The 26,705-nt window shown below is 56.5% G+C and carries 27 protein-coding genes; 21 read left to right on the forward strand and 6 right to left on the reverse strand.

All coding sequences use genetic code 11. The features are described from left to right. The first annotated feature begins 52 nt into the window (after positions 1-52). Together ftsH and RAL88_RS07300 are read left to right on the forward strand one after the other, a co-directional pair. Complete coding sequence (ftsH, locus tag RAL88_RS07295) at positions 53-1,966, forward strand: ATP-dependent zinc metalloprotease FtsH (protein WP_306268326.1); 1,914 nt, start codon at positions 53-55, stop codon at positions 1,964-1,966. Then, the gene (locus RAL88_RS07300; RefSeq protein WP_306268327.1) at positions 1,963-3,774 is read left to right on the forward strand and encodes an alpha/beta hydrolase; all 1,812 of its coding nucleotides are present in this window, start codon (positions 1,963-1,965) and stop codon (positions 3,772-3,774) included. Before ftsH ends, RAL88_RS07300 begins: the two co-directional genes overlap by 4 nt. 17 nt (positions 3,775-3,791) lie before the next feature. Here RAL88_RS07300 and RAL88_RS07305 read toward each other — a convergent pair whose 3' ends face one another. Next, a complete protein-coding gene (locus RAL88_RS07305; RefSeq protein ID WP_306268328.1) occupies positions 3,792-5,336 on the reverse strand; it encodes an acetolactate synthase large subunit in 1,545 nt (514 codons plus the stop codon). Between the two features lie 116 nt (positions 5,337-5,452). Here RAL88_RS07305 and RAL88_RS07310 point away from each other — a divergent pair, with 116 nt between their 5' ends. From RAL88_RS07310 to RAL88_RS07350, 9 genes are all read left to right on the forward strand, one after another. Further along, positions 5,453-6,337 (forward strand): 23S rRNA (adenine(2030)-N(6))-methyltransferase RlmJ, encoded by an 885-nt coding sequence (locus RAL88_RS07310; protein ID WP_306268329.1) that lies wholly within the window; start codon positions 5,453-5,455, stop codon positions 6,335-6,337. A gap of 81 nt (positions 6,338-6,418) precedes the next feature. After that, a complete protein-coding gene (locus tag RAL88_RS07315; protein WP_306268330.1) occupies positions 6,419-6,922 on the forward strand; it encodes a hypothetical protein in 504 nt (167 codons plus the stop codon). Next, positions 6,923-7,597: a ribonuclease gene (locus RAL88_RS07320; protein WP_306268331.1), complete on the forward strand. Its 675-nt coding sequence runs from the start codon at positions 6,923-6,925 to the stop codon at positions 7,595-7,597. Between the two features lie 115 nt (positions 7,598-7,712). Further along, positions 7,713-8,534 (forward strand): hypothetical protein, encoded by an 822-nt coding sequence (locus RAL88_RS07325; protein WP_306268332.1) that lies wholly within the window; start codon positions 7,713-7,715, stop codon positions 8,532-8,534. A gap of 130 nt (positions 8,535-8,664) precedes the next feature. Next, the gene (locus RAL88_RS07330; protein WP_306268333.1) at positions 8,665-9,681 is read left to right on the forward strand and encodes a TAXI family TRAP transporter solute-binding subunit; all 1,017 of its coding nucleotides are present in this window, start codon (positions 8,665-8,667) and stop codon (positions 9,679-9,681) included. Between the two features lie 73 nt (positions 9,682-9,754). Then, positions 9,755-11,806 carry a TRAP transporter fused permease subunit gene (locus tag RAL88_RS07335; protein WP_306268334.1) on the forward strand — a complete coding sequence of 684 codons (2,052 nt, stop codon included), beginning with the start codon at positions 9,755-9,757 and terminating at the stop codon, positions 11,804-11,806. A 120-nt stretch (positions 11,807-11,926) separates the two neighbouring features. Then, the gene (locus tag RAL88_RS07340) at positions 11,927-12,538 is read left to right on the forward strand and encodes a glutathione S-transferase N-terminal domain-containing protein (RefSeq protein ID WP_306268335.1); all 612 of its coding nucleotides are present in this window, start codon (positions 11,927-11,929) and stop codon (positions 12,536-12,538) included. Positions 12,539-12,703: 165 nt separating this feature from the next. Then, positions 12,704-13,180, forward strand: coding sequence for an antitoxin Xre/MbcA/ParS toxin-binding domain-containing protein (locus tag RAL88_RS07345; RefSeq protein ID WP_306268338.1), 477 nt, complete (start codon positions 12,704-12,706; stop codon positions 13,178-13,180). Then, entirely contained in the window at positions 13,177-13,674 is a 498-nt protein-coding gene (locus tag RAL88_RS07350; RefSeq protein ID WP_306268339.1) for an RES family NAD+ phosphorylase, read from the forward strand. The genes RAL88_RS07345 and RAL88_RS07350 overlap by 4 nt, the downstream gene beginning before the upstream one ends. A 143-nt stretch (positions 13,675-13,817) precedes the next feature. Here the strand turns inward: RAL88_RS07350 and RAL88_RS07355 are convergent, their stop codons facing one another. Both RAL88_RS07355 and RAL88_RS07360 read right to left on the reverse strand, forming a co-directional pair. Further along, the gene (locus RAL88_RS07355; protein WP_306268340.1) at positions 13,818-14,453 is read right to left on the reverse strand and encodes an outer membrane protein; all 636 of its coding nucleotides are present in this window, start codon (positions 14,451-14,453) and stop codon (positions 13,818-13,820) included. A 203-nt stretch (positions 14,454-14,656) separates the two neighbouring features. Then, on the reverse strand, positions 14,657-15,331 hold the full coding sequence (locus RAL88_RS07360) for an outer membrane protein (RefSeq protein ID WP_306268341.1): 675 nt from the start codon (positions 15,329-15,331) through the stop codon (positions 14,657-14,659). A gap of 422 nt (positions 15,332-15,753) precedes the next feature. Here RAL88_RS07360 and RAL88_RS07365 point away from each other — a divergent pair, with 422 nt between their 5' ends. The 4 genes from RAL88_RS07365 (at position 15,754) to RAL88_RS07380 (ending at position 17,832) form a co-directional block, all read left to right on the forward strand. Beyond that, positions 15,754-16,203 (forward strand): hypothetical protein, encoded by a 450-nt coding sequence (locus RAL88_RS07365; RefSeq protein ID WP_306268342.1) that lies wholly within the window; start codon positions 15,754-15,756, stop codon positions 16,201-16,203. Between the two features lie 3 nt (positions 16,204-16,206). Beyond that, positions 16,207-16,425 carry a helix-turn-helix transcriptional regulator gene (locus RAL88_RS07370; protein WP_306268343.1) on the forward strand — a complete coding sequence of 73 codons (219 nt, stop codon included), beginning with the start codon at positions 16,207-16,209 and terminating at the stop codon, positions 16,423-16,425. Positions 16,426-16,586: 161 nt separating this feature from the next. After that, positions 16,587-17,219 (forward strand): bifunctional 2-polyprenyl-6-hydroxyphenol methylase/3-demethylubiquinol 3-O-methyltransferase UbiG, encoded by a 633-nt coding sequence (locus tag RAL88_RS07375; protein ID WP_306268344.1) that lies wholly within the window; start codon positions 16,587-16,589, stop codon positions 17,217-17,219. Positions 17,220-17,553: 334 nt separating this feature from the next. Next, positions 17,554-17,832 (forward strand): hypothetical protein, encoded by a 279-nt coding sequence (locus tag RAL88_RS07380; protein ID WP_306268345.1) that lies wholly within the window; start codon positions 17,554-17,556, stop codon positions 17,830-17,832. A 143-nt stretch (positions 17,833-17,975) separates the two neighbouring features. Here RAL88_RS07380 and RAL88_RS07385 read toward each other — a convergent pair whose 3' ends face one another. Further along, the gene (locus RAL88_RS07385) at positions 17,976-19,139 is read right to left on the reverse strand and encodes a Shedu immune nuclease family protein (RefSeq protein ID WP_306268347.1); all 1,164 of its coding nucleotides are present in this window, start codon (positions 19,137-19,139) and stop codon (positions 17,976-17,978) included. A gap of 320 nt (positions 19,140-19,459) precedes the next feature. Between RAL88_RS07385 and RAL88_RS07390 the strand changes: the two genes are divergently transcribed. From RAL88_RS07390 to uvrC, 3 genes are read left to right on the forward strand one after another with little or no spacing between them, the layout of a single operon-like run. Then, positions 19,460-20,416 (forward strand): calcium/sodium antiporter, encoded by a 957-nt coding sequence (locus tag RAL88_RS07390; RefSeq protein WP_306268348.1) that lies wholly within the window; start codon positions 19,460-19,462, stop codon positions 20,414-20,416. Positions 20,417-20,435: 19 nt separating this feature from the next. Then, positions 20,436-21,191, forward strand: a complete 756-nt coding sequence (locus RAL88_RS07395) for an SDR family oxidoreductase (RefSeq protein WP_306268349.1) — start codon at positions 20,436-20,438, stop codon at positions 21,189-21,191. Next, positions 21,188-23,143, forward strand: coding sequence for an excinuclease ABC subunit UvrC (gene uvrC / locus RAL88_RS07400; protein WP_306268350.1), 1,956 nt, complete (start codon positions 21,188-21,190; stop codon positions 23,141-23,143). Before RAL88_RS07395 ends, uvrC begins: the two co-directional genes overlap by 4 nt. 15 nt (positions 23,144-23,158) lie before the next feature. On the opposite strand, the gene RAL88_RS07405 is transcribed toward uvrC, so the two are convergent. Further along, positions 23,159-24,499, reverse strand: coding sequence for an MATE family efflux transporter (locus RAL88_RS07405; RefSeq protein WP_306268351.1), 1,341 nt, complete (start codon positions 24,497-24,499; stop codon positions 23,159-23,161). A gap of 318 nt (positions 24,500-24,817) precedes the next feature. On the opposite strand from RAL88_RS07405, the gene pgsA reads away from it, so the two are divergent. From pgsA to RAL88_RS07420, 3 genes are read left to right on the forward strand one after another with little or no spacing between them, the layout of a single operon-like run. Next, positions 24,818-25,426 (forward strand): CDP-diacylglycerol--glycerol-3-phosphate 3-phosphatidyltransferase, encoded by a 609-nt coding sequence (gene pgsA / locus RAL88_RS07410; RefSeq protein WP_306268353.1) that lies wholly within the window; start codon positions 24,818-24,820, stop codon positions 25,424-25,426. A gap of 18 nt (positions 25,427-25,444) precedes the next feature. Beyond that, complete coding sequence (gene moaD, locus RAL88_RS07415; RefSeq protein ID WP_306268354.1) at positions 25,445-25,699, forward strand: molybdopterin converting factor subunit 1; 255 nt, start codon at positions 25,445-25,447, stop codon at positions 25,697-25,699. A 5-nt stretch (positions 25,700-25,704) separates the two neighbouring features. Then, the gene (locus tag RAL88_RS07420) at positions 25,705-26,202 is read left to right on the forward strand and encodes a molybdenum cofactor biosynthesis protein MoaE (protein WP_306268356.1); all 498 of its coding nucleotides are present in this window, start codon (positions 25,705-25,707) and stop codon (positions 26,200-26,202) included. Between the two features lie 140 nt (positions 26,203-26,342). Here the strand turns inward: RAL88_RS07420 and rpsU are convergent, their stop codons facing one another. Next, positions 26,343-26,567 (reverse strand): 30S ribosomal protein S21, encoded by a 225-nt coding sequence (rpsU, locus tag RAL88_RS07425; RefSeq protein WP_306258220.1) that lies wholly within the window; start codon positions 26,565-26,567, stop codon positions 26,343-26,345. Positions 26,568-26,705 lie beyond the last annotated feature (138 nt).

Genomic DNA, 26,705 nt, shown 5'->3' on the forward strand with positions numbered 1-26,705 from the left:
GGCTGCGGGTTCCAACCCAGGGGCAGACCTTTGCTCCCAGAGGAGACTGTTTATGGGAAATCACAGCACACCGCCTCGGCCATCCGACCCGCAGTCACCCAGGTGGCTGGTGTGGCCGCTGATGGTGGGGCTGATGGTCTTCGCGCTTTTCTCTTTGCAGTTTCCAACCGACCCATCCGTGCCGCGTGTCGTGACCTACAGCGAAATCAAGGACCTGATCCGTCAGGGCCAGGTCACCGAAGCAACACTTGAAGCCAATGCGGTCGTGGCCGTGTTGCGCAGTTCGGCAGAGGATGGCGCTGAACGGGTTCGTGCCATTACCCCTCAGCAGGCCGATCCCGACCTGCTGCCTCTGCTCGAACAAAGGGGCGTCATCATCACGGCTGAAGAGCCCGCGAGCCCGTCGATCCTGCTATCGTTCCTGCCGTGGATTCTGATCCTTGCCTTCTATCTCTGGATCAGCCGTCGGATGATGGGCGGTGGCGTCAGTGGTGGGCTGCCGGGCGGAATCGGTAAGTTTTTGGGCGGCCGTTCCTCCAAACCCACGAAACCGGAACGCAAGATCACATTCGCGGATGTCGCAGGCCAGGACGCGGCCAAACGCGAGGTCTCCGAGCTGGTCGAATTCCTGCGCGACCCTGAACGGTTCAAAAAGGTCGGCGCCACGGTGCCGCATGGTGTCTTGCTGATGGGCCCGCCGGGCACCGGCAAGACGCTGCTGGCACGCGCCTTGGCGGGCGAGGCCGATGTCCCGTTCTTTTCCACATCGGGGTCCGAATTTATCGAAGTATTTGTCGGCGTCGGAGCAGGCCGGGTGCGCAAGATGTTTGAGGAGGCGCGCAAACAGGCACCCGCGATCATTTTCATCGACGAACTGGACAGCATCGGGCGCACCCGTGGCACCGGCCTGGGCGGTGGCCATGACGAACGTGAACAGACGCTGAACCAGATCCTCGCCGAATTGGATGGGTTCACCGCACGCGAAGCAGTGGTGGTGTTGGCCGCGACCAACCGGCCCGATGTGCTGGATCCGGCCTTGCTGCGCCCTGGCCGGTTTGACCGCCACGTCACGCTGTCGCTGCCGGACAAGATTGCACGCCGGGCGATCCTGGATGTCCATGTCAAAGGGCTGCCGCTACGCCACAATGCCGATCTCGATCAGGTCGCGGCCGGGACGCCGGGCTTTTCGGGGGCCGATCTGAAGAACCTTCTGAATGAGGCGGCAATCACCGCCGCGCGTCGGTCGGCCAGCGATATCACACCAGCCGATCTGGACGAGGCGCGCGACAAGGTGATCATGGGCACCGTGCGCACGCTGGCAATCCAGCCCGATGAAAAGCACCGCCTGGCAGTGCATGAGGCCGGGCATACGGCGGCCGCCTACTACAGCCCCGGTGCCGATCCACTTTATAAGGTGACGATCATCCCGCGCGGCCACAGCCTTGGCAGCACGCACATGCTGCCGGAAAACGAGCGTCACACACTGCCCGAGGCTTATCTTCAGGTGCAACTGACGACCTATTTGGCCGGGCGCGCTGCGGAAAAGCTTCTGCTCGGTTCGGTCAGTTCCGGAGCCGATGATGATATCAGGCGCGCCACTGCGCTTGCGCGCTCGATGGTGGCACGCTGGGGGATGGACCCGGAGATCGGTCCGGTCGATCTGCGCGAAAGTGAGGATCACCCGTTCCTTGGCCAGCAGATCGCCCAGCCCCGCACCTTTGCCGACCAGACAGCAGCGCGGGTCGACCAGGCTGTGATGGACCTGCTGCACGCCGCCGAAAAGCAGGCGACTCAGTTGATCGAGCAACATCGCGAACAAGTCATGCTGTTGGTGGCGCGGCTGGAGGACGAGGAAGCACTGGATCTTGACGATATCAGAAGCTGCCTCGAACCCAACGAGATAATCCGTCCTTTCGTGAAGATGCGCAAGGGCAGCAAAACCCTTGACCTGGATCAGTCAAAATGAACAAATCCGCGCCCAGGCCGGCGTCCAGGGCCAAAATCGCAATGTCGGCGGTTGCAAAGCCACAACTTCCGGCAGTGGTCAAGCCGAAGGAAAATCATCCGCACCAGAACATCGACCGCGCTGCACGTGCCGGCATCGCGCGGCTGTCCGGTGGCGTGTCGCCGCATGCATTTATCGAGGCCTGGAACGATTGGGCACTGCATCTCGCTCGCTCCCCGGGGCGGATGCTTGAGCTGGCGGAACATGCACAGGCGAATGCGCTGAAGCTGACAGATCTTGCGACAGATACAAAAAAAACCAGTGCAACTCCGCCTTTTGCACCGAAGAGCTATGACACACGGTTTAACCATCCCGGATGGCAGAAGTCGCCTTTTCAACTTTGGCAGCAGGGATTTCTGGCAGCACAGGACTGGTGGGACTACGCCACTGACCCGTTGCGTGGGCTGCGCCAGGAGGATGCCGACCGGACCCGGTTCATGACCCGGCAGATGCTCGATGTCATCTCGCCGTCGAATTTTCCCTGGCTAAATCCTGAAATCATTGAAGAGACGCTAAAAACCGGCGGCAGCAATCTGGGCGAAGGGGCCGCGCATTTTTGGCATGACTGGCTGAAAACCGCGACGCAGGCGCATGAACCGGCGCCCGAAGGCTATCAGATCGGCAAGGATCTGGCCTGCACTCCGGGCAAGGTCGTGTTTCGCAATGATCTGTTCGAGTTGATCCAGTATGCACCGCAATCCGAGGAGGTACAGGCCGAGCCGGTTCTGATCGTTCCGGCATGGATCATGAAATACTACATCCTTGATCTTTCGCCGCACAACTCGATGGTAAACTACCTCGTCGGACAGGGCTTTACCGTCTTCATGATCTCGTGGTGCAACCCGACTGCGGCTCAAGCTGGGCTGTCGCTGGAGGATTATCGCAAGAAAGGCGTCATGGCCGCGCTGGATGAGATCAACACGATTGTTGTCGCGCAACAGGTGCACGCCGTGGGCTACTGTCTTGGCGGCACAATGCTGGCGATCACGGCAGCCACGATGGCGCGCGAAGGCGACACGCGGCTGGCGTCGATCACGCTGATGGCGGCCCAGGTCGATTTCGCTGAAGCCGGCGAGTTGCTGTTGTTTCTCGATGAAAGCCAGATCGCCTTCATCGAGGATCTGATGTGGGATCAGGGCTATCTCGATCGCCCGCAGATGGCGCGCGCCTTTGCCGCAATCCGGTCGGAAGATCTGATATATACCCGCGCGGTAAGGCGCTATTTTCTTGGCCGTGAGGACTTGCCATTCGATATCGGCGTCTGGAACGCAGACACCACCCGGATGCCTGCGCTGATGCATTCGGAATATCTGCGCGGCCTGTTTTTGGAAAACCGGCTGACCGCCGGGCGTTTTGCGGTCGAGGGACGGGTCATCGCATTGAAGGACATTGCCGCACCGATGTTCGTGATCGGCACGGAAACCGATCACGTCGCGCCCTGGAGATCGGTCTACAAGACCCAGCTCTTTACCGATTGCGACCTGACCTTCGTGCTGAGCAAAGGCGGCCACAATGGTGGCATCCTCAGCGAACCCGGCCATCTGCGGCGGCACTACCGCATCGCGCACCGCCCGGCCGGGGCACTCTATGTCGGCCCCGATGCCTGGCATCGGCAGCAGGACGTGAAGGACGGGTCCTGGTGGCCGCAATGGGTGCAATGGCTGGTGTCGAAAGGCAGCGGTACAAGGCCGGCGCCCGCGATGGGCACGGCGCGTGCAGGATCAGGCGAAATCTGTGAAGCCCCGGGTCTATACGTTCTGCAACCTTAGCGGGCGTTTGACGTACTTTAGCAAACGACTTCGATCAGATAGGGATCGCGGGTTGCCAGCCCTTTGCGCAGGGCGGCGACAAAGCCGTCCATGTCAGTGACGCGCTCGGCGGCGACGCCGTGGCCTTTTGCCAGAGAAACCCAATCCAGCGCCGGATTGTCGACATCGAACATCCGGCCGGCATTGCGCCCGGCCTGATCGACGCCGACATTGGCCAGTTCCAGATGCAAGATCTGATAGCCGCGATTGGCAAACACGATTGTCACGACATCCAGATTTTCCCGTGCCATCGTCCACAATGACTGCACCGTATACATCGCCGAGCCGTCGCCGGTCAGGCAGACGGTTATTCGGTCGGGACAGGCAAGTGCAGCACCCACGGCACAGGGAAGCCCGTAGCCGATGGCACCACCTGCAACATGCAGCCATTCCTGCCGCCGCCCGGAATGTGTCGCCGCCACAATCGGGCTGCTGCTGGTCACCGATTCATCGACGATGATCGCATTGTCCGGCAACAACGCGGCCAGCGCCGCGCCGGTTTTCTCAAGAGTCAGGCTACCGGTCGGGACATTGGGAAGAGCCGCGGTCACAACCGAAGGATGGTCTGCCGGGCTGACACCCAGCTCATCTGCAAGCGCCTCAAGGGTCCAGCCATAATCCATATCCGGCGCGCATAAATCGGTGATCCGGCAACCCTCCGGCTCCGGCGTTCCGGGTTTGCCCGGATAGGCAAAAAACGCCACCGGCCGGTTGGCCCCGCACAGCACCAGATGTCTGGTGTTTTTGAGCAGAACGACATTGTCATCAATCGGATATTTCAGCCGGGTCAGGGCCACTGCTCCCGCGCCGCGCTCAATTCTCGGCACCAGAAAATCCGCCATCAACTCGCAACCGGTTCTGGCGGCAATGCTGCCGGCCAGGCGTGAAAGCCTGCCATGCAGCGCGGTCTGGCCGATAAACAGCGTCGCGCCGGGCACGCGGAGCGTGCCTGCGGCAGTGACGATCTGGTCCTTGTCCGGTCGCCTCAGCGGCTTGGGTGGCAATGCAGCGACGGCTTCACCGGCCGCGTCCCAGGCTGTATTGGCCGGCAGAATCAGCGTGGCAATCTGTCCGCCGCTGGCGCGCGCCGCCTGCACCGCTGCCGCACCATCCATGGCAACGGACGCAGCATCCGCCGCCCTGCGCGTCCAGTGGGAAATCGCTTCGCTGATGCCATCCAGATTGCCCTTTAGCGGGCTGTCATATTTCAGGTGATAATCCGCATGATCCCCGACAATGTTGATAATACCGCTGCCTGCCTTGCGGGCATTATGCAGATTGGCCAGACCGTTCCCCAGTCCGGGTCCAAGATGCAGCAATGTCGTGGCAACATCCTGCTTCATCCGGTAATAGCCGTCAGCCGCTCCAGTCGCGCCGCCTTCAAACAGGCACAGCACGCAGCGCATTTGCGGATGTTTATCCAGCGCCGCGACAAAATGCATTTCCGATGTGCCGGGATTGGCAAAACAGACATCCACCCCATTGCCGAGCAGGGTTTTCACCAGTGTTTCCGCGCCGTTCATAAAATCCTCAATTGCAATGCTGCGGAAGCAACATTGTAATTCAGCTGTTCTGTCAAGGCCGAAGCCGCTGATATCTCTGGCTTGCGCAGGGGCGGTTCAGCACGTAGACAGCCTCCATGAATTATCTTCACGCCTATCACGCCGGAAATTTCGCTGATGTGGTGAAACATGTCACCATGGTGGCGATCATCACCTATCTGCAGCGCAAGGAAACACCGTTCCGCATCATCGATATGCATGCCGGCTCCGGCCGATATAGTCTGACCGGCCGGGAAGCCCGGGCAACCGGAGAGGCGGAAGCTGGTATCAACCGTCTGTTTGAGGATGGCAATCCGCTGAAGCCGGTGTCACTCAGCCCCGATCTCGACCAACTGCTACAGCCTTATCTGTCGGTTATCAGCCGGTTGAATCCGGGCACCGCGCTGGATGTTTTTCCCGGCTCGCCCCTGCTCGCCAGACATTTGCTGCGCCCCACTGACCGGTTGACCGCCTGTGAATTGCGCGACACTGAATTTGCCCGGCTGGAAAAGCTGTTTGCCGGAGACCGTCAGGTTCTGACCCGTCACATTGACAGCTGGACGGGATTGAAAGGCCTGGTGCCACCCGATCTGAAGCGCGGCCTGATTGTCATGGACCCGCCCTATGAACAGCCCCATGAATTTGAACGCGCTCTGGATGCTATCAGCACGGCTGTCAGGCGGTTCCCGATGGGCATCTATATGCTGTGGTACCCGATCAAGGCGCGCTATCTGGCAGACCGCTGGGCGAAATCCATGGCAAAGCGCAAACCACTGCTTGGCGTCGAAACCATTTTGCGGGCCGAATTGTATGTGCGGCCACCGGATAATGCCGATCAGTTGAACGGCACCGGCCTGCACATCATCAATCCGCCCTACACGCTGCAACGCACGCTGGAAGACAGCCTGCCGGTGCTGCAGCGTGTCCTTCAACAGGCCGCACCAACCCAACGCTTTCATAAAACCCTGGTTGAATTACTGTAAAGGCCAGCCTGATAGCGCTTGCCTATGCGGGGCAGCTACCGCAAACTGACTGTTGTTTGTTGAGACAGGGAATCGCATCCGATGATCACCAACCATTTTGGCATCCGCATGATTTTGGCACTGGTGCTGGCACTGCCTCTGCTGGCCGGTGCGGGTCCTTTTGTCGTTACAGGTGCTGCAGCCCACGACAGCAGGGCGGAAATGGGGCGCGATCCGCGCACCGCGATATTCGGCCGCGGCGCCGTTCCATTGTGCGATGATCCGCGCGTTCTGCGTCAGGTCCAGAGTAAGTTTGCATGGGCCGACCGCAATACATGGTCAGAGATTTCCAACCGCAAATCCGCAATCGGCATCAATTCAATTCGCAACATCAAACAGCGCTATTCGCTCAATCAGACGAAATCGCTGATTACCCACCGCCACTGTGACGGCACCGCAACCCTGTCCAACGGCAAACAGCCCCGCCTCTACTATCTGATCCAGGAACGCATGGGATTTGCCGGGATTTCCTGGAAAGTGCAGTTCTGTGTCGCCGGCTATGACCGTTGGCGGGTCTACGGAGCCAGTTGCCGTACGCTGCGCTAGATGGTTTATCGTCAATTGGCCGCTGCATTGATTGCTGTTCTTGCTGCCGGCATGTTGCTGTCGCCGGGATTTGCCCGCGAAATACGTGGTGCCCGATCCGGCGACTTTGATTTCTATGTGTTGGCGCTGTCATGGTCGCCAAGTTTTTGCGAGGATCAGCAGACCGCTTCGCAAAACCGCCAGCAATGTGGTGCCGGAAAATCCTTCAATTTTATTGTTCATGGTCTGTGGCCACAATTCAAGGGCGGCGACTGGCCGGCCTTTTGTGCCAGTGACAAGCCGCAGCGTGTGCCCGATCAACTGGCCCGCCAGATGCTGGACATCATGCCGGGTTTCAGCCTCATCGGAAATCAATGGCGCAAGCATGGCGTCTGTTCGGGGCTGGATCAGCAATCCTATTTTGAACTGGCGCGCCAGGCCCGCGACAAGATTGTCATTCCGCCGGTGCTGCGCACGCTCGACCGCAAGGTAGCGGTCGATCCGTTGGCGCTGGAGGCCGCTTTCGCAAAATTCAATGACGGGCTCGATCCGGAGGAAATGGCTATCTCCTGCGCCGATAACAAAATTATGGAAATCCGCCTGTGCATGACGCCTGAACTGGGTTTTCGCGATTGCCCGAATGTCGATCTGAACGGCTGCAAGCGCGGCCGGCTGATCATGCCGCCAGTGCGATGATGCCCTGCACAGAGCTGTGTCGTAATATTATTGCCCTTGACGAATGATATGTGCGCCATACTTGCCAGACCATAGCCACATTTACGGCGTTGACGTATAGAAGAGCAGTGAAGATTTGAGAACCGTCCTGATTTTGGGCAGCGCCGCAAACGCAGTTCAGGCACGTATATTCAACCGCACACAGTTCAACGCCATTGTTGCGATCAACAATGCCTGGCGTATCCGCGATGACTGGACCCATCTGGTCCATGCCGGAGATTTTCCCGACAACCGCAAGCCGGTCCCCTCCCTCGGTCAGACCTGCCTGTCTCACGAAGCCTATGTGCCAGCCAATAATGCCTATGGTGGCATAGTCTATGCAGGTGGAACAATGGCGTTCTCGACCGCCTATTGGGCTTTGCACGTGCTCAAACCCGACCTTCTGGTGTTTTGCGGCTGCGACATGATTTACGATCAGACCAACGGCCCTTCGCATTTTTACGGACCCGGCACCGCCGATCCGCTGCGGGCAGATCCGACTCTGCAATCCCTGGAAGCTAAATCCAACCGCATCCTGCTGCTGGCAGCGGAGCAGGATTGCCTGTGCGTCAACATAACCGAGCTACCGCACAGCCGTCTTACATTTCCGCGCATCACCGCTGCCGGGCTGGCCGCCACCAATCACCATAGCCATGCTGAAGGCCTGCACAGAATCCGCCGAAGACAGGACAAACTGTCGACCGAGCGGGCCAAATTTCTGGAGCTGTCCTACGAGCAGTTTGTGCCCGGCGGTGCCTATTGGGCAGAACCCGATACACTCAATCCGCAATATCTTCTGGAAATCGACAATCACTGGTTGTCCGGCATCAACCGGCCAGGCGCAAGCGCGCCTCAAACGCTTCAAGCGGCACCGTCCTCTCTACTCGCCACGGGCGAGGCAATGGTGTGCTCAAGCTGACCAAAAATTCATCCGCTCCGTCTTGTTTAATCCATTTACGTCTGCAACCATCCGATTTCTTGCCGAAAAGGCAATAACAGAACGCAATCGATCATCTTAATGAATGTCTAGATCAGGGAGATCTTACCGAATGAGCATATTTAACAATCTTGTAAAAACCATCGCAATTGGCGCGATTGTCACCGGCAGTTTTGCAGCGTCAGCCTTTGCCCAGGAGTTGAAGTTTTTCACCATTGGAACCGGCGGCACCTCCTATACCTATTATCCGGTTGGCGGCGTCATCGCCAATGCCATTTCCAAACCGCCCGGATCGCGTGAATGCGGTGAAGGCGGCAGTTGCGGCGTAGACAATCTGATTGCCTCCGCCGTGTCCTCGCGCGGTTCGGTCGACAATGTCAATGCGATCATGTCCGGCCTGCGCAATTCCGGCTTCGCCCAATCTGACGTCGCTTTCTGGGCCTATACCGGCACGGGAACCATGGAAGGCAAGGAGCCTGCCGAAGGTCTGCGCACCATTGCCGCGCTATTCCAGGAGGATATTCACCTTGTCGCGCTGAAAGACAGCGGCATCAATTCTGTGGCCGATCTGAAAGGCAAGCGCGTATCGCTCGATGAACCTGGATCAGGCACCTTTGTCGATGCCAAACTGATCCTGGAAGCCAATGGCCTAAGCTCCGACGATGTCACCGCAGAGGCCCTGAAAGGCGGCGCGGCATCAGAAGCACTGCGCAATGGCAAGATCGATGCTTTCTTTGTTGTCGCAGGTTACCCGACCGGCTCGCTGGTTGAACTGGCCTCTGCGGCCGACATCAAGCTGGTGCCGATTGATGGTGAAGGCGCACAAGCGCTGTCCGACAAATACGGCTTCTTCTCGCGCAGTGAAATCCCTGCCGGCACCTATGAGGGTGTCGACGCCACTGCAACCGTCGCTGTCGGTGCTCAATGGTTCACATCCGCCAAGGAAGATGAAGAACTGATCTACCAGATCACCAAAGCCTTGTGGAATGAGGAATCCCGTGAATTGCTGAATGTCGGCCATGCCAAGGGCAAGGCGATTACCATGGAAACAGCTCTCGACGGGGTTGGTGTGCCACTTCATCCCGGTGCCGAGCGCTTTTATAAAGAGGCCGGTTTGCTGAAGGAATAAATATTCCGCTTCGACACTTTGAACCCGGGCGCAATTGCGCCCGGGCTTTGCTTTCTATTGCGGGGATCACCTGATGGCGGGAGAACAGCTGAACGCGGATATGCTTGAGGAGATCGAGCGCAAATACGACCCGGAAATGGCCTTCCGCCCCACTGGCCCCATCATCGCCGCCATTGTCTCCGTCGCGCTTGTGGCAATGTCGCTTTATCATTTTTACGCCTCCGGCTTCGGCCTGATCCGCGAGCTGTTGCATCGCGGTATTTATCTGTCTTTTGTGCTGGGACTGGTGTTTCTGCTGTTCGGCATACGCAAGACCACCGCCGCTGAGTTGCCATCAAAAAGCTGGTTCCGGTTTGACCGGGTTGCAATACCCGACATTATTTTCGCAGTTCTGGCAGTTGCCGCAGCGTTGTATCTGCCGCTCCTGCCGCCCGAAATCCTCTCCGAACGCGTTGGCAATCCATCTCAATTCGACGTGTTTATGGGAACGGTCCTGCTGGTCCTGACACTGGAAGCAACCCGGCGGTCGGTCGGTCCCACCCTGCCCTGCATCGCCATCGTGTTTATTTTATTCGCCCTGTTCGGCCCTTGGGCCCCCGGCGCGCTGAAACATGGTGGCACCAGCTGGCTTGGTCTCATCAACCATCTCTACATGACCAATCAGGGCATTTACGGCGTCGCCATTGGAGTGATGGCGCAATATGTGTTTCTGTTCATTCTGTTTGGCGTATTGGCAACCCGCATCGGCCTTGGCCAGTTGTTCATCGATCTGGCGATGGTCATTGCCGGGCGCTATTCAGGCGGCCCTGCCAAGGTCGCGATTTTCTCATCCGCCTTTATGGGCACGATCTCCGGCTCATCGATTGCCAACACCGTCACCACCGGCGCCCTGACGATTCCCGCCATGAAACGGGTTGGCTATCCTGCCCATTTTGCCGGTGCGGTGGAGGCGACGGCCTCCACAGGTGGTCAGATCACCCCGCCCATCCTTGGTGCGGCGGCCTTTATCATGGTCGAATATCTGGAAATTCCGCTGCGTGATATTCTGGCGGCAGCTCTGTTTCCCGCCCTGCTGCATTATTTCGGCATTTTCATCATGGTTCATCTTGAAGCCAAAAAGCTGGGACTGCGCGGCCTGCGTCCCGAAGAACTGCCGAAGGCCGGGATTGTGCTGCGCCAGCACTGGCTGTCAATCATACCGCTGGCAATCCTGGTCTATCTGATCCTGAGCGGCCGCACGCCGGATTTTGCCGCCGTTTACGGCATCATTGCCTGTGTCGTCGTCGGCTTTCTCAACCCGGTGAACCGGCTGACCATCAGGGATCTGTGGAACGCACTGGCTGACGGTGCCAGGAATACGCTGGCGGTCGGCGCGGCCGCGGCATCGGTCGGTGTCGTGGTTGGCGTTGTAACGCTGACAGGCGTCGGCTTTCGGCTCGGCTATGTGGTGGTTCAGACCGCCACCGATCTGGGCGGCTTTGTCAGTGCCATCTGGCCGCTTTCCGTGTTCACCATCACTCAGTGGGCGCTGTTTTTCTCGTTGCTGCTGATTGCCATTGCCTGCATCATCATGGGGGCCGGCATTCCGACAACTGCAACTTATATCATTCTGGTTGCAGTTGCCGCGCCGGCACTGGCCCAGCTTCAGGTCGAGCCGTTGGTGGCTCATTTCTTCGTGTTTTATTATGGTGTGCTGGCCGATATCACGCCCCCGGTAGCACTGGCGGCTTATGCGGCGGCCGGAATTGCCGGCAGCAATCCATTCAAAACCGGCAACACCGCGTTCCGGCTTGGCATTGCCAAGGCGCTGGTGCCTTTCGTATTTGTCTATTCTCCAGCATTGCTGCTGGTTGCCGATGGCTTTACCTGGGCTGCCTTCACCGTCACCCTGGTTGGTGCTATGCTGGGAATTGCCTGTCTGGGTGCCGCGTTTTCCGGCTTTATGCTCGCCCCGCTGCCGGCCTGGCAAAGATGGTGGACCGCGCTGCTGTCATTCCTGTTTATTGCACCTGGATTGCAAACAATGACGGCCGGACTGGTTCTGCTGGCCCCGGTCATTATGCTGCAGCTTCGCTCGGCGAAAACAAGAAAGCTGGCGGAATCGACCACTGCCAAGACCATGTGATGTTACCGCTCGAAGGACAATGCCGATCGAGAAAGGCCGCCTCGCGATTCATCGAAAAATTGAATTGAATATCGCACCGACATAGCCCCTATGTTGCGGTTTGAAACAGGAGACCGTCTGATGATGATTTTGCGCAGTTCCCCGCCATCACCCTTTGGCCGCCAGATCAAGATTGCAGCAAATCTGTTAGGCGTGATGGATCAGATCACCGTTGAGGCAGCTGATACCACGGATCCGCACGACTCGCTGCGCCAGCAAAACCCGCTTGGCAAGATTCCCATTCTGATCACCACGCAAGGCACGGCGCTGTATGACAGTCGTGTCATTCTGGACTATCTCGACGAGTTGGCCGGAGGCGGGAAACTGGTGCCCTCGGGTGAGGCTCGATTTCCAGCCTACACGCTTCAGGCGCTGGCCAATGGCATCATCGAAGCAGCACTGATCCAGGTCTATGAAAAACGGTTTCGTCCCGAACAATCGCAATCCGAAAACTGGTTGTCCTATCAGGCCGAAAAAGTGATGCGGGGCCTGCAGGCGCTTGAAACCAGCCCGCCAACCATGGAAACCATCGATGACATCCATATCGGCCACGTCGCGCTCGCCTGCGCACTTGGTTATCTGGATTTTCGCTTTGCTGGAAAGTGGCGCGACACCTATCCCGCATTGGTCGCATGGCTGGATGGTTTCAGCGCATTCGTTCCCTCCTTTTCCGCCACACGGATTGACCCCTAAGCGCCGGATCGAACGCTGTTAGAGCACGTTTTGCACAAAAGCGTTTCTGTCCAGCCTGTGGCCGGACAGCTCAGTCTGCCAAATGCGATTTTGCCACTGATCTTGAAAACAGATACGACAGATGACATATATTTAAGTGACACCTGTCACAAAATGGAGGTTCCCATGGCTGGAGCAACACTGGCAGAGCATGACGATATTGCCCGCACCATTGCGCTTCTGGGCGGTCAGGCCACCATCGGCAGACCAGTCAGAAACAATCTGGAAGCCCACGACCTGCTCATCGCCGGGCTGCCTGCGTCGGCGCTACTGCATCTGACGAAAGAGGTTGGTTTCCTGACATCTTCCCGAGGGATTTTGGAAAAGGCGGTCGGGATTAGCGTAAGAACGCTTCAACGCCGAAAGGCGGCCGCCAATAGATCCCTGCTTGACGTTGACCAAAGTAACCGCACGTGGAAATTCGCGGAGATACTTGGCCGTGCCACACAGATTTTCGGGTCCAGAGAAGACGCTGAGGCATGGATGAACCGACCTGCGATCGGATTGAACCAACGCAAACCCATCGACTTGCTTGCAACCTCAATCGGACTGGAAGCGGTGGAGGACTATCTCACTCGTATTGAATATGGGGTCTATGCGTGACCCCGCTTCCGCCACCTTTGGGAACCGGAGAACTCCGTTTCTGGCGCCTCGATGCGCAACGACATGCTGCAACCTGGCAGAGCGGTGAAGGCAGCTTCAGGGTCGGCGGACGCTGGAACTCATCCGGCGTTCGCACTATCTATGCGTCCCTTGATCCGGCAACAGCGGTGCTTGAAGTCGCGGTTCACAAAGGTTTCAATGTGCTTGATACACAGCCGCACATCCTGATCTGCGGCAGAATAAACGATCCTGCCCTGATCACAGTTGTAACACCTGACGATATTCCAAACCCTAACTGGCTGACCCCCGGAACTCCGAACACCAACCAGCAATTATACGGAGACGAATTACTCAAGGAACACCGCTTCGTGCTCATCCCCAGCGCCGTGTCACGCCACAGCTGGAACCTGATTTTCAATGCTGACAAAACCGTCACAGACTATGATGATGTCTGGCAGGAACGCTTTGCGTTGGATCCCCGGCTGCAACCTTGAACTGATCCGGGTCCCTCGCGTGATGTCCCTGCAGCAGATCATTCCCGATTTAGCGAACGTTTTATGGTTACATCTGCCGGCTCGACAAAAAAGGCCCCACACAGGGTGTGAGGCCTTCTGTAATAAAGCTGATAGACTGACAATCAGAATTGATAGGCAAGGCCCGCCCGGATGGCATGGGTGCTGGCATCCGCGTCAAAGGCTCCGTAATCCTTCTCACCATAACCGGAATAAAGATATTCTCCGCGGGCGCTGAAGGATTGATTGACCATTGTTTCCAAACCGGCGCCTACAACAAGGCCGACATGGGTGTTTTCGTCACTGGCACCGCCAAGATCGATATCCGCGCTGAGGAATCCAAGGCCGGCGGTTCCGTAAATCATGTGGCGGTCCCAAGTATAGCCAAGACGGCCGCGCGCACTTCCGGTCCAGTCAACGTCACCATCGGTTCCGTTTTCACTGCCATCCATACTTGTCATTGCAATATCGGCCTCGGCACCGAACACCAGCGCGCCCATCTGGAAATTGTAGCCCACGAACCCGCCTAGAAGCAGGCCGTCAGTATCGACTTTTGCACCCGTATTGGGATCGAGATTTCCCCAGATATAACCCAGCATTGGACCCATATACAATCCGGTCCAGTCGGCGGGAGGTGCCGAATTGTAGACAGGTTGCTGATACATGCCATTGTCGGAAGGATCCGCTGCCATTGCGGCATTAAACGATAGAATAAGCGCACCGGCGGAGCCGGCCGCAAGAAGTGCCAAACGCAAAACCATGGTTTTTACTCCAGATAATATTACACATTCCGGTAAAATCCGGCTTGTGTCGTTTATCTCTTGGAAACCACAATCAACGCTTAAGGGACATGGTTAATAATTTGAAATCTATCGGTTTTCTGCCATTTCATGCAAAACAGCCGGGGCGACAAAACGTCACCCCGGCTGAATTTAGTCAGTGTTGAGCTTTGTAGCGGCAGCAATCAGAATTTGTAGGCCAGGCCTGCACGCACAGTGTGTGTCTTCAGCTCGATATCTGTATCTGTGGTCAGAGCGTAGGTTTCTTTGCCAAAGTCAGTGTACATATATTCCACTCGGGCGAGAAGATTGTCGGTCATCGCCGCTTCCACACCGGCACCGACCGTATAACCGGTCTGCCAGTTTTCATCGCTGACCGCTCCATCGCTGGCCTTCACATTGGCAAAGGCAGCACCACCGGCACCATATGCAAGTACGCGATCGAATGCATAACCTATGCGACCACGCACATTGCCGATCATGTCCGTCTCAACTGATCCACCGCTGTAGCTCTTTTCCAGACCGGCCGCGGCAAAATCACCTTCAATACCGAAGACCAGACTACCTGACTGAAAATTCAGGCCCGCATAGCCGCCGGCAATATAGCCATCATCGTCAACGCTGCTCATCGATTCAGGTTCGTATTCGCCCCAGGTATATCCCAGCATCGCGCCAAGATAGGCACCTGACCAGTCATACAAAGTGTCCTGAACCGGCAGAGGCTCATAAACCTGTTCCTGCACCGGATCGGCAGCGCTGGCAGCAAGTGTCAGTGCCAGCACGGCAACGCCTGCCGTTCCAGCGACCCTGAGACTGTGTTTTGGTTTCTTCGGATAAAAACTTTTGGGCAGTTTGTGCATGCTATATGTACTCCTTACAGGTTCAAGCCAACCGCCATATCGGACGCTTTCCAGCATTTGTAACCAACATGACGGAATAGTTTATCGGCACATTATCAGCGACAATTGCGGCTTGGCATTGGGCAAATTCAGTTGATTTTGTGACGAATTGTGCTCATTTCACGTCAAAAGTTTGTCCTTGGATTTTGCGGCGAGGCTGTCTGCCTCGCAGAGCTGTGCTTTTGGTTGATAAAAGTTGATCCATCGTCTCCAAGGCAGTGCTGTTCTCACGGTGGTCTCGCGTAGCCCCTGTTTTCCAACATTGACCTGAGGCAATTCAGTGCGTGTAAAATATATTTGACATAGAGAATTAAATATCATACTCCGTGTCCAGTTATTTTGACCACTCGCGCCGAACGGCTGCGCCACACAGGAAGACCATCATGATTTACAAGGACCGCAACAATGTGGTGTCGATCATCACGGCCCTGATCGTGAATTTCTACATCGTGTTTCGGCTGTTCGACATGAACCAGGCGAGCCTGTTCGACGGGCCCGATGCCGTCAATGTCTGGGCGCGGATGGTGGTTTGGGTGATCCCGATTTCGATTGGCGTCACCATCGTCGGCACAATCCTGTTCAACATTGGCTACGCAATCGTCACCGGCAACCCGAAACCGAGCTTTCTGGTCGATGAGCGTGATCACCTGTTTGACCGGCGCAGCAGCACGGCTGTCGTGGTCTGTGCGGGTGCTGGCTTCATGCTGGCGCTGGTCGGGCTGGCCTATGGCTGGTCGGCATTGATTGGATTCAACATCATCTTTTTCGCCATGGCACTTGGCTCACTATCCGCCGATATCATCAAATTCATCAGTTACCGGCGGGGCTATTAAGCCATGGGGAAATTGAAAATTTCCAACAACATCAGACGCCTGCGATTTGACGCCGGTGAAATGACGCAAAAAGACCTGGCCGAAAAAGTCAGCGTGACACGCCAGACCATCGTCGCCATTGAGAATGCCAAATACTCGCCGACGCTGGAACTGGCGATTCTCATCTCCCGTGTTTTCGGCAAACCGCTTGAAGAGGTGTTCAACATCGAAGACGCCAGTTAGCGCAGCTAATTGAGCCGGAAGGCGAAAATTTATGGAAGCGACCCATGGTCTGGCCTGACCCATCCTTATAACCCTCGCCGAGTGGCTGATCCGGCGAAAATGACGCGGTTCGGCACAGCCTCCCGCCCCTTCGTGTTTCTGTCACAAAAAAGGAACCTGACATGCTTTTTCAACCCACAACCTTCTGGAACCTCATGGCCCGTCGCTATGCCCGCAGTCCGATCAAAAACCTCGAAGCCTATCAACACAAGCTTGATATGACCGCCCGATACCTGTCCCCTCAGGATCGGCTGCTGGAATTTGGCTGCGGCACCGGAACCACAGCGCTGATCCATGCCGCGCGCGTGTCCCATATCGACGCAATCGACTTTTCGTCCGAAATGATCGCGATCGCGCGCGAAAAAGTCGTCGAGCAAAATGTCACCAATGTCAGGTTCGAAGTGGCTGAACTCGAGGACTGGCCCATACCAGAGGACGGCGACGGCTATGATGCAGTGCTGGCAATGTCGATCCTGCACCTCGTCACCGATCTGGACGCCACACTCGGCCGGGTGTATCAGGCGTTGAAACCCGGCGGACTGTTGTTTTCTTCAACCGCGTGCATTGGCAGTCAGAGTGCATTGCTCCGGTCCATCCTGCCGCCCCTCGGCGCCATTGGCATATTACCAAAAATTCTCATGCTGACGCCCGACATGCTGACACAAGCCATGACCGCTCAGGGTCTGACCGTCGAACATTTCTGGCAACCCGCCAAAGATGCCGCAGCGTTTGTCATTGCGCGCAGACCGGAATAGCAGCAATACGCCAACGGTCGCTTGCGAGCCGGTGCAGATATGCTCGCAAGCAAATGGACAATGAGCCGGCCATGCCGTGAGATACAGTAGCGCCAACTGGCATGCGCGGCAGGTCCGGGTTGCCGGACTTGCACGTCCGTTGAGAAATTCAAGTTGTCGTCCGCCTGTTGCAAAATCGCGCCTTTTTGCAACGGCAACAAATTTCCACTCAATTCCTAGAATGCCAAACAAAGGATACGCATCTACACCATGGTTACGATTGATGTTGACATCAAAGGACACGTGTGTAATCCTGGGTTATCGATATGCACTCTTTGGCTGGAAAGGTCTGAAAATGAGCAATCCCATTGCAACCATCACCGAACTCGAACAACACTTGGCAGCAGGTCTTCGTGCCCTTAGTGAGCTAAAGGCACATTTATTAACTGACACTCCTTCTGCAACAGAAGATGGCCTCAAGCGTAATGATGGACGCATGTCAGAGGCGGGAATCGCGGCGCTATATGCCGAATTCGCCCAATCAGAACTCACGAATACGCAAATTGCTCACAAATTTGATATTTCGCTGTCAGGCGTAAAGCAGCGGCGTAGAATGTGGCGGAAGGGGCAATAGCTTCCCCATATGACCGCTTTGCGCAGTAGATTCTCGCTAGACTTTTGCGACAAAGTTTTACGACACCTAAGCTGTTGAATTCACAGGCTGCGAAAACCCGTTGCAAAAACCTTCGTTTCTGCGACACAATTTAGACATTGATCTCACTCGTCGCGAGTGATGAATTGCGCCCGCTCAAGCAACTCGTCAAACGTCACGATCTCTATGGTCCGGTTCTCTCGGCGAAAAAGTTCAAATGTGTCATGCTTAATTTGAGCTGCCCTCTCATCGTCCGCTCTACTAAATTCGCTCCGTAAGCCCACTACCAAGACTGTCTTGGCGTTCCTCGTTCTCGCTTCAATTTTGCGAGTTCCAGTTTTGTTGAAATGGTCGCCAACCTGCGCGAAAGACAACCATCTTGCTTTTTGTTCAATGACTTGAGAAACGGCGCTCAAGAAATCTGGGCTGAATTCCCAGGTGCCAGCCCTACCACCTCGGCTTGACCTAAATATTGGAGTGTCAGGACGCTTGATCTCCACGAGAACGGTGTAATCCGTGAAGTTCATAAGGAAGTCGACAAACGGCTTGTTCTGGTTATCAGAACCACCACTGCCTACTGCCATCTCACGATCAAACTGACGCATTATGCGGTAGTCTAACCCATAGCCAAAAACCCATTGCTGACGATCGAAGAAATCCTGCCATTCAGGTTCAGCCCAGTCACCCAAGCAAATATGCTTTTCAAACTCCTCCAACCCTTTACGCCTACCCAAGAGAATGTTGATTTCTTCGCTCGTCAGAGCCCCTTGAAGCGCCCGTATGATTTGCTCTCGCTCACCTGCTTCCATTTCCTTAAATTGCTTGATGATCGCACTATCGGACGCATCGACTATGGACTTTTTGCCTGCTTGCGTTGAAATATCCTCGATTTGAAAATTCTGCTCATTTGATAAGTTGATGAATTCAATCTGTTTTAGAAAGCACACCAACCGTTCAAATTCGTCACTTCGGAACGTGAATTCATCCTTTTCAACAGACTGTATCCAATCACCTGCCCGATTTTTGAAGGACTGCAACGTGACTCGTTTGATCTGCTTGTCGTCTTGACTCACGTACGCCGTAATTTGCGTTTTCCGTGTCTTCCCAGTTAGTCGAAGACACATCGCCCCCTCAATCTCGCCAAGATGCAACTTATCCGAACCTTCAAGCACTATACGCACTTGGCGACGTCGTTCGGTGGAGTGCGCATCGTAAGAAAAAACCCTTGAAATATATGTTTTCCCTTCCTTCCGCATCTCAAAAAATTTGAAATCTTCTTCATCGCTCATAATCAAATCCTAGCCTCGTCCGGCATTGCCGCTTCTTGCCAATTTCCACTTAGTTGCTTGAAGCTTCCAGCCACAGGCATAATTGATGGTTTTTGCGCCACACACAAACGCCTTCATAACCTCAGTCTATGGCCCTGCCAACTGGCCTCGATTTCGGGCCCGACGCTTCAAATCCGGATTTTCTGTCTTATATAGGCTAGCAGCACAGGGGGCTCATGGGGTTGGCGGTTGCCGATCCGGCATGCCTCTGTGCGCGCTAAAAAATCAGGTGCCGGGCGCAATTCCGGGTGCTCTCCGCAAATCAAGGACGCTCCCTCGTAATGATCACCTATCTGGCTCTTATCGCCGGTCTTGTCATATTGGTTGTCGCTGGTGATCTGTTGGTACGCGGCGCTGTTGGCCTAGCCGAACGTCTCGGTATCCCGGCTCTGATTATCGGTCTGACCGTTGTGGCTTTCGGAACCTCTGCGCCCGAACTGGTGGTTTCCATGGAAGCAGCGGCCTCAGGCGCGTTCGGGCTGGCAATCGGCAATGTGGTTGGCTCCAATATTGCCAACATCCTGCTGGTTTTGGGCGCGCCATCGCTGATCTTCGCAACCGCCTGCAGCGGTCCGGGCACGCGGCGCAACGCCCTCTTCATGGTTGCCGTCACCCTTGGTTTCATCGCTCTGGCAAGCGACGGTGAACTGGGCCGTCTTGACGGTGTGGTGATGATCTCCCTGCTCGGCGTCTTTCTGTATGACAATTACCGCAGCGCCCGTCGTCACCGCCAGCAGGCACGCGACGCGCTGGAAGACGAATTCGGCGATATCGGCACCAAGCCGCCTGCCCTGCTGGGCGCATTCCTGGCTATTGGCCTGATCGGCCTGCCGCTTGGCGCTAACCTGACCATTTTTGGCGCCACCGAAATTGCCAGAAGCTGGGGTGTGTCCGAAACAGCTATCGGCCTGACGATTGTCGCCATCGGAACGTCGTTACCTGAACTGGTGGCATCCATTATGGCAGCCTGTCAGCGGCAAAGTGCCGTTGCTGTTGGCAATGTCATCGGCTCGAACATTTTCAATCTGCTTGCCATTATGGGAACAACCAGTCTGGTTTTCCCCCTCGCAGTGCCTGATGAAATTTTTGTACCCGATATGTGGATCATGGTACTGACATCTTTGGCCCTGCTGCCCTTTATATTCTTCTGCAAACCCATTACCCGGCCGATAGGGGCGTTCATGGTGCTGCTGTTTAGCGTCTATGTGGTCGGCGTGTTGTACACCCATGGATTCTGATGCAGATTGACGAATTGATATGACTGAACATGCACTGGTAACAGGCGCGGCAAAGCGCATCGGCAAGGCTCTGGCTCTGCATCTGGCAAAGCGTGGCTGTTGCGTCAGCGTGCATTACAAAACCTCGGAAGCGGAAGCCCGGCAGGTTGTTGCCGACATCACCCAAATGGGTGGCAAGGCGGTCGCCATCCAGGCCGATCTGGCGGACATGCAGGCCGTTGCCGCTCTGGAGGCTGCGGCAGCAGCGGCCTTTGGTCCGGTGACATTGCTGGTCAACAACGCCTCGACCTTTGAAATGGACGAGATCGGGTCGATCACCCAGGAAAGCTGGGATCATCATTTGAAGCCCAATCTTCAGGCACCCATATTTCTTTCCCAGGCGGTTGCAAAACGTCTGCCTGCCGGACAGAAAGGCCTGATTATCAATTTGATTGATCAGCGGGTCTGGGCTCTGACCCCGCGCTTCATGTCCTATACATTGTCGAAAGCTGCACTTTGGAGTGCCACCCAGACACTGGCACAGGCACTCGCGCCCGATATTCGCGTCAATGCTATCGGGCCGGGCCCGACCCTGTCGAACTCACGCCAGTCCGATGGCGATTTTCAGGCACAGATTGAGGCCACAATTCTGCAGGTTCAGCCGCAATTGTCGGAATTTGCCGCCGCCATCGACTTTATCCGCCAGGCCCCATCAATGACCGGCCAGATGATCGCGCTCGACAGCGGTCAGCATCTGGCATGGCAAACGCCGGATGTGGTGGGCTGCTTTGAATGACCGACCAGCCCGCTGACCCCGTACCCACTGACCCCGTACCTGACGAAGCTGTGAAGCAGCCCGCCGCGCCAACCGGCCCGCAAATCATTCAGAATTTTGCCAAAAAGCTGCCGAACAGCCCCGGTGTCTATCGCATGTATGGCGCCAAGGGCGACGTTCTGTATGTCGGCAAAGCCCGCAGCCTGAAAAAGCGCGTTACCAATTATACCCGCATGATGGGCCAGACCAACCGCATCGCCCGCATGATCAGCGAAACCGCAGGCATGGAATTTGTCAGCACCCGCACGGAAACCGAGGCGCTGCTGCTGGAAGCCAACCTCATCAAGCGGTTCCGGCCAAAATATAACGTGCTGCTGCGCGATGATAAGAGCTTTCCCTATATCCACATTGCCGAAGACCATGAGGCACCGCAACTGCTGAAGCATCGCGGTGCGCGCAAGGGTAAAGGCAGTTATTTCGGCCCCTTTGCCTCGGCCGGCGCTGTCAATCGCACCATCACGGCATTGCAGAAGGCATTTTTGCTGCGCAATTGCAGCGATTCCTTTTACGAAAACCGGACACGCCCTTGTCTGCAATTCCAGATCAAGCGCTGTTCGGGGCCCTGCACCGGCGAGATTTCGCCGCAGAATTACGCCGAACTGGTGCGTGAGGCGAAGGCCTTCCTGTCGGGAAAAAGCCAGAAAGTGCAGCAGGAACTGGCGGCAAAAATGGAAACCGCCTCTGCAGCCCTCGATTTTGAAACGGCAGCGATCTACCGCGACCGTCTGGCGGCCCTGTCGCACATTCAGTCACAGCAGGGCATCAACCCGCAAACCGTCAGGGAAGCTGACGTGTTTGCCCTGCACCAGCAGGACGGCCAGACCTGTATTCAGGTATTCTTCTTTCGCACCGGGCAGAACTGGGGCAACCGGGCGTATTTTCCAAAGGCCGATGAAAGCCTTGAGCCGGGTTTTGTGCTGGAAGCGTTCATCACCCAGTTTTATGACGACAAGCCCACCCCGTCACTTATTCTGGTGTCCCATCTTGGCGAAGAGCATGAATTGCTTTCTGCGGCGCTGAGTGAGCGCATGAGCCACAAGGTTCAGCTGTCAAAACCGCAACGCGGCGAAAAACGCGATCTGGTGAACCATGCCATGACCAATGCCCGTGAGGCGTTGGGGCGCAAACAGGCGGAAACCGGTTCGCAGCAAAAACTGCTGCGCGGTGTGCAGCAGGTATTTGATCTGCCGGAGATGCCAACCCGCATCGAAGTCTATGACAACAGCCACATTATGGGCACCAATGCGGTTGGCGGCATGATCGTCGCCGGTGTCGACGGATTTTTGAAAAATCAGTATCGCAAATTCAACATCAAGTCCGAAGACATCACGCCCGGCGATGATTATGGCATGATGCGCGAGGTTCTGATGCGGCGCTTCTCCCGGCTTCTGCGGGAAACCGACGGCCCCAGACACGCTGAAAGCGATGACACGGTCGATGCCGGGACCTGGCCCGATCTGCTGCTCATCGACGGTGGCATCGGCCAGATCAATGCGGTGCGCGGCGTACTGGAAGAGCTTGGCCTTGGTGACATGCCGATTGCCGGAATTGCCAAGGGACCTGATCGGGATGCAGGCCGCGAGAAATTCATTGTGCCGGGACGCCAACCCTTCATGCTGCCGGAGCGTGATCCGGTGCTGTATTTCATCCAGCGCCTGCGCGATGAAGCCCACCGTTTTGCCATCGGCTCGCACCGGGCGCGGCGAAAACGCGACATCACCAAAAACCCGCTCGACGAGATTGCCGGAATTGGCCCGACCCGCAAGCGAGCATTGCTGCATCATTTCGGCACGGCAAAAGCAGCCAGCAAGGCGGGATTGTCGGATCTGGAAAAAGTGCCGGGCGTTTCCGCACAGATGGCGCGGATTATTTTCGATTTCTTCCATGAAACGGAACGACCTACCGGCGAGTAGCTCGTAAGATCATCGTCAAGCAGCCAGCAGACCGATGCGCAGCCGCTGGCGCATCATAAAGCGCGACAGCAGCAGCACCGCCGCCAGCGCCAGCCCGGCCGCCAGACCGGTCCAGATGCCAACGCCGCCCAGACCGGCCGGAAAGGCCAGCAGATAACCGGTGCCAAGCCCGGCAATCCAATAGCTGAATACAGCGATGACCATCGGCATGCGGGTATCCTGCATCCCGCGCAAAGACCCAACCGCCACTGCCTGGGTACCGTCTGCCAGCTGGAACAACGCTGCCAGAAACAGATAGGGCACAGCCAGCGCGACGACAGCTGCAGTATCCGCGTCGGCGCCGTCGAGAAACAGCGCTATCAGCGGCTGTGGGAAGATCAGGAATATCAGCGCTGCGCTGGCCATGAAGCCAACCGCCAGAACCAGACTTGTATAGGCCGCGCGCCGCAAATCTTCCGAATTTTTGCGGCCATAAGCCAATGCGACGCGTGTCGTTGCCACATTGGACAGGCCGAGCGGAACCATGAAGGTCAGCGACGCCAGTTGCATGACGATGCCATGGGCTGCCAACTCCAGCGTGCCGATCCAACCCATCATGATGGAGGCAGCGGTAAACAGACCGACTTCGGCCAGCAGCGTCATGCTGATCGGCACGCCGAGACGGATGATGATTCGCAGAATTTCACCGTCAGCCCGCCAAAACCTGCGGTAAATATCGAAAGTCCGCATTCTGGCGTCCCGCACGGATAGAAGCACCATTCCCGCAAGGGTCAGCAAGCTGGTGCCAACAGTAGCCACCGCAGCCCCCTCGATTCCCATCGCCGGAAATCCGAAATGGCCGAATATGAAGACGTAGTTCAGCACGATATTTGCCAAAACACCGACAATGTTGATGGCGAACATGATGTTGGCCCGGTCCAGAACCGTATAAAACGCCCGCAAATTCATGAACAGCAGCATTGGCCAAAGCGCCCATTGCGCGATGGTGATATAGCGACCGGCATAGGCCGCCGTCAGCGGCTTCTGGCCTAGCAGAAGCAGGATCGCTTCGGTGTTGAACAGGATGATCACCGCAGCGCCGGAATAGCCCGTCGCCACCCAGAACCCCATGCGAATGGTCCGGCGCAGCAGGACATGGTCGTTGGCGCCCTGCGCCTGGGCTGCCAGCGGCAACACGGCCTGACACAATCCCAGACCAACGATAAACAGCACGAAATAGAAAGAAGTCGCCAGGACCAGCGCGGCCAGTTCCTCTGCACCCAGTTGGCCAACCATCACGGTGTCGGTAATGCCGATAGCAGCCTGCGCCACCTGAATGCCGACCAGCGGCACAGCCAGGCTCAGAGTCTGGATCATATGGGTGCGCCAAGTTTGAAACGGCAGGGTCACGGAGGTTCATTCAGTGTGAGGGACGGGGTGCCCCCTTATAACGTGCCGGCGCGACACTCAAATGATCTTTTATGCGCCATCGATAAGCCCCACTGATAGCAATCTGTGTTTTCAGCGCCCAGTTTTGCCAGGCTCAGGGAAACAAGCGTCAATTCACAGCAGCATTGACACAGCAACAGCGGAACTGCTGGCCTTCCAATCATCGGTTTACCCACTTGGCATTTTTGCAGCAGCGTCGGACTGTTTTGCATTGACGGACACAGTACCCCGTGGTGCAGTGCAAAAATGACAACCAGACAAAGCCCACAGAAAAGAAACGGCCGCAGCACGGTTCTCAGCCTGCCGAATATTCTCACCTATGGCCGCATCCTTGCTGTGCCCGCTGTGGTTGCGACAGCGTTTGTGACAGGCGATTTCGGTCGCTGGCTCAGTCTCGGGATTTTCATTGCCGCCAGCATCACGGATTTCTTTGATGGCTATCTGGCGCGCGCCTGGCACATGCAATCGGCCCTTGGCCGCATGCTCGACCCGATTGCCGACAAATTGCTGATATCGGCCTGTCTGATTGTGCTGACCGCCAATCAGGTGATTTCCGGGCTTTCGCTATGGCCCGCAGCCATTATTCTGATGCGGGAAATTTCCGTCTCCGGCCTGCGCGAATTTCTGGCGGAACTGCGGGTCAGTGTGCCGGTTACGAACCTTGCGAAATGGAAAACCACTTTCCAGATGGTGGCTCTGGGGTTTCTTCTGGCCGCCCCTGCCGGTGACAAGGTTTTGCCATACAATACGGAAATCGGCATCGGACTGCTTTGGGTTGCCGCGCTTTTGACCCTATATACCGGATATGATTATTTCCGCGCAGGCATACGCCATCTGATTGAAAGCGATCATTAGGGCAGATACGGATTCACAATGACCAGAGTTCTCTATTTTTCATGGGTTCGCGAGCGTATCGGCACAGCCGGTGAAGATCTGGAAATTCCAACTTCAGTGACATCTGTCGAACAAATGTTGACATGGCTGTCGAGCCGGGGCGAGCATTATGAACATGCGCTGGCTGATGCCGCTTGCCTGCGTGTGGCGCTGGATCAGACTCATGTCGAGGCCACGGCACCGCTCAATGGAGCCCGCGAGATTGCAATCTTTCCGCCCATGTCCGGCGGCTAGACCCCATGTCCGAACGTTTCGTAAAAATCGCCATCCAGAGCGGACAGTTCGACATTCAGGCGGAAACAGACGCGCTCAGCCGGGGGCGCGATGACGTCGGCGCGCTGGTTTCCTTCTCCGGCATTTGCCGCAGCGATGACACGCTGGAAGCACTGGAGCTGGAACATTATCCGGGCATGGCGGAAGCTCAAATTGGCAGGATTGTCGATGAAGCCTTTGCCAAATGGCCGCTGTTTGGTGCCCTTGTCATTCACCGGACCGGGAAAATTCCCGTCGGTGAGACCATCGTCCTAGTTGCTGTCACCAGCGCACATCGCCATGCCGCTTTTGACGGTGCCGGTTTCATCATGGATTTTCTGAAATCCAGAGCCCCGTTCTGGAAAAAGGAACATCTTGCGGGTGGCCGCACCGGCACGTGGGTTGATGCCAAGGAAAGCGATGAAACAGCACTGCGCCGCTGGGACATGCCGCACCCACAGCAGCCCGGCTCACCGAAATCCTGATATTGGCCTGATATTGGCCTGATATTGGAAAGTCGCTTGATGCAGCCGGTCGGGTCAAACTCAAATCAAAACGCAAAAGAAGCGGACACGGCAAGTGCCGCCCGCTTCTCAAATTTCGATGTAAACGCCAAGCGTTGGATTTAGCGGCGGGCTTTCTTGGGCAGAATGCCTTCGCGCTGGGCGCGCTTGCGTGCCAGCTTGCGCGAACGGCGCACAGCTTCGGCCTTTTCGCGTGCACGCTTTTCCGATGGTTTCTCAAAGTGGCTGCGCAGCTTCATTTCACGAAACACACCTTCGCGCTGCAGCTTTTTCTTCAGCGCTTTCAGCGCCTGATCAACATTGTTGTCACGAACGGATACTAGCACGTAGCTCGTCTCTCTTTCTGTTTCCGGTTGGCTCTGGATGATTTGAGCCGCTTTTAGTCGGGCGAACGTCGACCGGCAATCCGTCAAATTACAAAAAGCTGCAGCCTGAGTACCGGCCGAGCACTTTATGACAAATTC

The sequence above is a fragment of the Pararhizobium sp. IMCC3301 genome (assembly GCF_030758315.1).
Classification (GTDB): Bacteria; Pseudomonadota; Alphaproteobacteria; order Rhizobiales.